At 68.8% G+C, this 8442-nt stretch carries 2 protein-coding genes; both read left to right on the top strand.

Annotated elements, in window-relative coordinates; translation table 11 throughout:
- Positions 1 to 1069: thioesterase domain-containing protein (locus U5775_RS38245; RefSeq protein ID WP_322063324.1), on the top strand; the 1069-nt coding region annotated here is incomplete at its 5' end.
- 5 nt (positions 1070 to 1074) lie between these two features.
- Positions 1075 to 8442, top strand: a 7368-nt coding sequence (locus U5775_RS38240; protein WP_322063323.1) for a non-ribosomal peptide synthetase, incomplete at its 3' end; no start/stop codon positions are given.

The raw sequence follows: 8442 nt of genomic DNA, 5'->3' as shown, positions 1-8442 counted from the left end.
TGGCAAGATCGATCGCGCGGCGTTGCCGGAGCCCGAAGGTCTCGACGACACCTCGCGCGTCGCGCCGCGCAATCGCAGCGAAGCCGCGTTGCTCGCGCTGTGGCAGGACGTGCTCGGCCGCGACGACTTCGGCGTCACCGACAACTTTTTCGAAGTCGGCGGCGACTCGCTTTCCGCTCTGCGCGTGACGCATCGCGCCGCGTCGGCGGGACTCGCGGGCGTCACGCTCGAAAGCCTCTTTACGCAGCCCACGGTTGCATCGCTGGCCGCCGCGCTGGAGGCGAACGCGCTGCCGCCATCGATCGTGCCGCTCAACGCCACCAACGTCGCAGATGTGCGGCCCATGCTGTTCGCGTTGCATCCCGTGTTCGGCCTCGTCGCCGAATATCGCGAGCTCGCGGCGGCGCTCGACGGCGTTGTCGAGGTCTACGGCGTGCAGTCGCGCCACTACACGGACCCGGACTGGTGGCCGGCGAGCTTCGAGGCAGCGGTCGCGGATTACGTCGCCGATATCCGGCGCGTGCAGCCGCATGGCCCGTACCGCTTGATCGGCTGGTCGTCGGGCGCGGTGCTCGCGGTCGAGATCGCGCACCGGCTCGAATCGCTCGGCGAAACCGTCGATTGCCTGCTCACGGTCGATGCAGGTCCGCCCGAGCGGATCGTTGCCGATGCGGGCGAGCTGCGCCCCGCCATGGCGCGCCGGCGCGCGCGTCCGGAAGAACTGGAACCGTTGCGCACCTTCATCGCGCAGACGGAAAAATGGCAAGGACTCCTGCCCGAAGGCGAGCAGGAAGCACTACTGGAACAGGTGGCATTGGTGTCGAAATATTTTGAATCGTTGCAGGCCACACGCGTCGCGCGCGCGCTGAACGTGCCGCTGCGGCACTGGTGGGCCACGCGCACGCAAGAGCCGCTCGACGTGCTGCGCGCGGGCTGGCGCGCCTATGTACCGGCCGAACGCGCAGGCGATCATTTGATCGACGCCGACCACGCCGGCATCCTCCATGACGCCGGTTTCATCGCGCAGGTGCGCGCGCTGCTGACGCAACGGGGAGCGAACGAAGCATGACGACAATGAGCCCGACACTTTCGCCCGCTCTTTCCGGACCTGTTCCGCCGACGCTCGACAATCAGCCGACGATGGCCGCGCGGCTCGCGTGGCTCGCGCATCGCCGCCCCGGCGATCGCGCGCTCGTGCAAGTCGATGCCGAGGGCGACACGCCGTTCAGCTACGCGCAACTACACGAACGCGCGGGCCGCGTCGCCGCCGTGCTCGCGGCGCACGCGGGCGAACGCGTGCTGCTGCTGCTCGACAGCGGCGTCGACTACGTGGCGGCGTTCTTCGGCTGCCTCTATGCGGGCGCGATCGCCGTGCCCGCGTTCCCGCCCGAATCGGCCCGCGAGCAGCATCTCGCGCGGCTGCGCTCGATCGCCAGCGATGCGCGCGCGACGGTCGTGCTGACCTCGTCAGTGGTGCTCGACAAGCTCGGCGACGCCATCGCGGCAATCGCCATGGCCAGCGGCGGCGCAGCCGTCATCGCGGTCGATACGCTGGCGCAGCAGGCGGCGGGCTTCGCCGCCGACTTCGCTTTGAGCGGCGCGAGCCTGCGTGGCGAGACCGTCGCGTTCCTGCAATACACGTCGGGCTCGACATCGGCGCCCAAGGGCGTGATCGTGACGAACGCGAACCTCTGGGCGAATGAAGTCGCAATTCAGGCGGGCCTCGGCGTGGCCGGGCAGGACGTGTTCGTGAGCTGGCTGCCGCTCTTTCACGACATGGGCCTGATCGGCGGTTTGCTGCAGCCGGTCTTCAGCGGCATTCCGCTCGTGCTGATGTCGCCGCAATTTTTCCTCGAGCGGCCGGTGCGCTGGCTCGACGCGATCGCGCGGCACCGCGGCACGATTTCAGGCGGCCCCGACTTCGCCTACCGGCTGTGCTGCGAGCGCGTGCGCGAATCGCAGGCCGCGGACCTGGACCTGTCGAGCTGGCGCGTGGCTTTTTCGGGCTCCGAACCCGTGCGGCGCGATACGCTCGACGCGTTCATCGAGCGCTTCGCGCCGCACGGCTTCGCCTCGTCCGCGGTTTATCCGTGCTATGGCCTTGCCGAGGCGACCCTGTTCGTCACCGGCGTCGTGCGCGGCGCAGGCATGCACGTCGCTCGCTTCGAGAGCGCACAGCTTGCGCGCGGCATCGCAGCGCCGGTGCCCGCAGATGCGGAAGACGAGGGCACGCCGCTCGTCGGCTGCGGTGCGACGGTGGCGGCGCATGCCGTGCGTCTCGTCGGCGACGACGGGCAGACCGCGCTGCCCGATGGGCGCGTGGGCGAGATCTGGGCCTGCGGCCCGAGCATCGCCCAGGGCTACTGGAACAACGCGGCAGCAAGCGAGGCGGCGTTCGTCACGCGCGACGGCGAGCGCTGGCTGCGCACCGGCGACCTCGGCTTTCGCGCGCGCGGCCAGTTGTTCGTGGTCGGCCGCAAGAAGGACATGATCATCGTGCGCGGGCAGAACCTGTTCCCCGAGGACATCGAGCGCGCCGTCGAGCGCGATATCGACCTCGTGCGCAAGGGGCGCATCTGCGCGTTCGGCGCCGAGCGCGACGGGCGCGAGGGAATCGGACTCGCTGTCGAGATTTCGCGCGGCACGCAAAAACTCGTCGAGCCGGCAAAGATCGTCGCAGCGCTCAACGAAGCTGTCGCGCTCGCCTGCGGCGAGCCGCTCGCCGTCGTCGTGCTGCTCAATCCGGGCGCGTTGCCGAAGACTTCGAGCGGCAAGCTGCAACGTGCCGCCACGCGCGCGGGCTGGCGCGAACACACGCTGGACGCGTGGGTGGTGAGCGAGCAGGGGCGCCTTGTCGTTGCGGACGGTGCGGGAAGTGGCGCGGAGAATGGTGCATCAACGCCCGGCGCATTGCCGGACGGCGCAATCGAGCAGCAGCTAGCGGCGATCTGGCAGGACGTGCTCGGCGGCGCCTCGCCGCGTCGCGACGACAGTTTCCTCGCGCTCGGCGGCAACTCGCTCGCGGCGGTCCAGGTCGTCTCGCGCGTGCGCGAAACGTGGGGCGTGCCGTACGACGCGATCAGCCTGTTCACGCACCCGCGACTCGACGCATCGGCGGCCGCGATCGCGGCATTGCTCGGCGGCACGGGCGCCGATAAACGTGGCAGCGCGCCCATCGCGCGCCGCGACGCGGACGCATTGCCTGAGTCGTCCGCGTTGTCTTATGCGCAGCAGCGGCAGTGGTTCCTCTGGCATCTGGACCGCGCGAGCACGGCGTATCACGTCGATGGCGCGCTGATGCTGCGAGGCACGCTCAATATCGCCGCGCTGCGCGGCAGTTTCAATGCGATCGTGGCGCGCCATGAAGCGCTGCGCACGACCTTCCACGCCACGGCGAGCGGCGACGCGCAACAGCGGATCGCCGCCGATGCGCACTACGCTTATGCGTTCGCGAATCTCTCCGAAGAGGCCGATCGGGAGTCGGCGGCCAGGGCATGGGCGCGGACGTTCGCGGCGCAGCCGTTCGACCTGACGACGGGCCCGCTGCTGCGCGTGGGCGTGGCGCGCGCGGCGGACGATGAGCACTTGCTCGTGGTCGCCATGCATCACATCGTCTCCGATGGCTGGTCGATGGGCGTGCTGTTGCGCGAGTTCGTCGAAGGCTATCGCGCGCGTGTGAACGACGAAGCCATCACGCAACCGGAATTGCCGATCCAGTACGCGGATTACGCGGTGTGGCAACGCCGCTGGCTCGCAGAGGGCGAGCAGGAACGACAGCTTGCTTACTGGCGCGCGACGCTCGGCGGCGGCGAGCAGCCGGTGCTGGCGTTGCCGGTGGATCGTCCGCGCCAGGCCGTCGGCGCGTATCGCGCGGCGAGTGAACGTATCGCGCTGTCCGCGTCGCTCGCCGATGCGCTGCACCGCGTCGCACGCGAGCGCAACGCGACGCCGTTCATGGTGCTGCTCACCGCGTTCGACGCGCTGCTGCATCGTTATACGGGCGAGACCGATATCCGCATCGGCGTGCCGGTCGCGAGCCGAAATCGTGTGGAGACCGAAGGATTGATCGGGTTCTTCGTCAACACGCAAGTTTTGAAGGCCGAACTCGACGGCCGCACGACGCTGGCCGCGCTGCTCGACCAGGTGAAGGCGCGCGCGCTCGACGCGCAGGCGCATCAGGATCTGCCGTTCGACGTGCTCGTCGATGCATTGCAGCCCGAGCGCAGCCTGAGCCATACGCCGCTCTTCCAGGTCATGTTCAATCATCGTCGCGACGATCTTCGCGTGCTCGATGCGTTGCCGGGCCTCACCGTAGCCCGCGAGGAACTGGGCGGCGGCGCGGCGCAATTCGAGCTGTCGCTGCAAACGGACGAAGCGCCGGATGGCGCAATCGCCGCCACGCTGAGCTATGCGAGCGAACTCTTCGATGCCGAAACGATGGCGCGCTTCGGCCGCCACTATGTGCGCGTGCTCGAAGCGCTCACGGGCGATTTGAACCGCAGCATCGACGCGATCGAACTGCTCGACGCTCAGGAGTGCAACGACTTGCTCGCGTGGGGCAGCAATGATGCTGCCCGACCGAACGCGCTGCCAGTGCATGAACGCATCCACGCGCAGGCCGAAGCGACGCCCGATGCCATCGCTGTCGTTTGCGGCGAGGCATCGCTGAGCTATGCAGATCTCGAAGCGCGTGCGAACGCGCTCGCGCACCGCCTGATCGCGCTGGACGTGAAGCCCGAAACGCGTGTGGGCATCGCGCTGGAGCGCTCGCTGGACATGATCGTCGGCCTGGTGGCGATCCTGAAGGCGGGCGGCGCATATGTGCCGCTCGATCCGGCTTATCCGCGGGACCGTCTCGCCTACATGATCGAGGACAGCGGCATCGCGTTGCTGCTCACGCACGCGCACGTGCGCGATACGCTGCCGGTGCCCGCATCGCTCAACGTGCTCGAACTCGACACGCTCGACCTGTCCGCCGGACCGCACGACGCGCCAGCCATGCACGTCGAAGGCGCGAACCTCGCGTACGTGATCTACACCTCGGGCTCAACGGGGCAGCCGAAAGGCGTCGCGGTCGCGCATGCGGCGCTGGCGACGCACTGCGCGGCCATCGGCGCGCGCTATGCGCTGACGCCGGCAGACCGCTTGCTGCAATTCGCGTCGATCAGCTTCGACGCCGCGCAGGAGCAATGGCTGATTCCATTGCTTGCGGGCGCAACCATCGTGCTGCGCGACGGCGACCTCTGGAGCGCGCCGCGCCTCGCCCGCGCGATCCGCGAACAGCGGATCTCGGTGCTCTATCTGCCGCCCGCCTATATCGACGAATTCGCGGCGAGCATCGGCGATGGCGAAGCGGCCGTGCGCACCTGCATCGTCGGCGGCGAGGCGTGGCCGCGCTCGGGCTTCGAAGCCGTGCGCGACAAGCTGCGCGCGCAGCGCATCTTCAACGCCTATGGGCCCGCGGAAACGGTTATCACGCCGACTGTCTGGGAAGCAGGCGCGGGCACGCGCATCGGCACGGCCTATGCGCCGGTCGGGCACGTGGTGGGCGCGCGGCGCGCCTATGTGCTCGATGCCGCGTTGAATCTGGCGCCGCGCGGCGTGACGGGTGAGTTGTATCTCGGCGGCTCCGCCGTCGCGCGCGGCTATCTGAACCGCGCGTCGCTCACGGCGCAGCGCTTCGTGCCGGACCCGTTCGGCGGCGACGGCGAACGTCTCTATCGCACCGGCGACCTCGTGCGCTGGAATGCCGAAGGCGAACTCGAGTACATCGGCCGCATCGACCATCAGGTGAAGATTCGCGGCTTCCGGGTCGAGCCCGGCGAGATCGAAGCCGCGCTGCTCGCGCAGCCGGGCGTGCGCGAAGCGGTCGTGATGGCGCTGGCGGGCGCGGGCGGCGCGCGTCTCGTGGCCTGGGTGACGGCGGCCGGGCATGCTGCGCCCGATGTGGACGCGCTGCGCACGGCGCTGGCCCGCACGTTGCCGGACTACATGCTGCCCGCCGCGATCGTCGTGCTCGACGCGTTGCCGCTGAATCCCAACGGCAAGGTGGATCGCAAGGCGCTGCCGAAGGTGGAAGCGCAAGTTGCTACGCACTACGAAGCGCCACAGGGCGACGACGAGCGCGCGCTCGCTGAAATCTGGCGCGACGTGCTGGGCGTGGCGCGCGTGGGGCGTCACGACAACTTCTTCGAGCTGGGCGGCGACTCGATCCTGAGCATCAAGGTCGTTGCGCGCGCCGAGGCGGCGGGCCTGCCGCTGAGCCCGCGTCAACTGTTTGAGCGGCAGACGGTGGCGAGTCTCGCGCAGGTGTTGCGCGCGCCGACGCCGCTTGCGGACCGCGCGCCAGGCGCGCCGCAACCGCCCCTCGTGGCCACCGCGCGCGACGGGGCGTTGCCGCTTTCTTACGCGCAACAGCGTCTGTGGTTCCTGTGGAATCTGCAGCCGGACAGCACCGCGTATCACATCGCGGGCGGCCTCGTCATCAATGGGCGCATCGACGTCGAGGCCCTGCGCGCGAGCTTTGCCGCCGTGGTGGCGCGGCACGAGTCGCTGCGCACGACGTTCGCCGAGCAGGTGGACGGTTCCGCGCGTCAGGTCGTGCATGCGTGGCTCGACTACGGCTATGCCTGGGCCGATTTTTCGGCGCAGGCCGACGCGCGCGAAGCGGCGCGTAGCTTTGCGGCCGAACTCGCGCAGGAGCCGTTCGATCTGATGGCCGGGCCGCTGCTCAAGATCGGCGTCGCGCGCGTGGCCGACGACGAGCACTGGGTCGCGATCTCGATGCACCACATCGTCTCGGACGGCTGGTCGATTGACGTGCTGCTCGACGATCTGCGGGCCGCCTGGTGCGCACGGCTGAGCGGCTTGAATGGCCTGAGCGGCCTGAGCGATGATATGCAGCCCTTACCACCGCTCGCACTGCAGTACGCGGACTACGCATGCTGGCAGCGCGCCTTGCTCGATGCGGGCGAACGCGAACGCCAGTTGCGTTACTGGACGGACCATCTGGGCCGCGATGCGCAGGTGCTCTCGCTGCCGGCCGACCGTCCGCGCCGCGCGCTCGGGAATTACCGCGCGCGCTCGCATGCGATCGCGCTGCCGCGCGGCATCGGGGAGCGCGTGCGCCGTTGCGCGCAGCGCGCCGGCGCGACGCCGTTCATGGTGCTGCTGGCCGCCTTCGACGCACTGCTGTATCGCCATAGCGGACAGCCCGACATCCGCGTGGGCGTGCCGGTCGCGAACCGCGAGCGCAGCGAGGTCGCGCCGCTGATCGGCTTTTTCGTGAACACGCAGGTGCTCAAGGCGCAGCTCGACGGCATCACGACGCTGGCCGCGCTGCTCGACCAGGTGAAGACGAACGCGCTTGGCGCGCAGGCGCATCAGGATCTGCCGTTCGACGTGCTCGTCGATGCGCTGCAGCCCGAACGCAGCCTCAGCCATACGCCGCTGTTCCAGGTGATGTTCAACCATCAGAAGGACGAGGGCCGCGGGCTCGGGCAGTGGCCCGGACTCGCGGTGCGCCTGTTCGCGGCCGAGGGCGGTGCGGCGCAGTTCGAATTGAAGCTCGATACGGTCGAGCGCGCCGATGGCGAATGGAGCGCGACGCTGACCTACGCCGACGAACTGTTCGATGCCGGCACGATCGACCGCCTCGGCCGCCACTATGTGACGATGCTTGAGCGGATGATCGACGAGCCGGCTGTGAGGATCGGTGATGTCGTGCTGCTCGACGGCGTGGATCGGGACGCGTTGCTTGAGCTTAGCCGTGTGGATGAGCGCTATGAAGAGCGCCGTCCGGTGCATTGCGTGATCGCCGGGCAGGCCAGGGCGACGCCCGATGCGGTGGCGCTCGAATTCGGCGAGCGCGCGCTCAGTTATCGCGAACTCGATACACAGGCGAACCGGCTTGCGCATCGTCTGATCGCACTGGGCGTGGGGCCGGAAGTGCGCGTGGGGATCGCGGTGGAACGCTCGGTCGAGATGGTGGTCGGGCTGCTGGCGATTCTCAAGGCTGGTGGCGCTTACGTGCCGCTGGACCCCGAGTATCCGCGCGAACGCCTCGCTTACATGATCGAAGACAGCGGCATTGCGCTGTTGCTTACCCAGGCTCGCGTGCGCGATGCGCTGCCGGTGCCTGCCTCACTCGATGTACTGGAGCTCGATACGCTGGACCTCTCGATGGAGCCCGCGACGGACCCCGCCGTGCCGGTCGATGTGGAGAACCTGGCCTACGTGATCTACACGTCGGGCTCGACGGGGCGTCCGAAAGGCGCCGCGAACCGTCACGGCGCGCTGACGAACCGGCTTGTGTGGATGCAGCAGGCCTACGGGATCGATGCGTCGGACACGGTGCTGCAGAAGACGCCGTTCAGCTTCGATGTGTCGGTGTGGGAGTTCTTCTGGCCGCTGATGGTCGGTGCGAAGCTCGCAGTGGCGCAG

The sequence above is a fragment of the Paraburkholderia sp. J63 genome (genome assembly GCF_905220245.1).
Lineage (GTDB): Bacteria > Pseudomonadota > Gammaproteobacteria > Burkholderiales > Burkholderiaceae > Paraburkholderia.
This window is presented reverse-complemented; position numbering and strand designations above follow the sequence as displayed.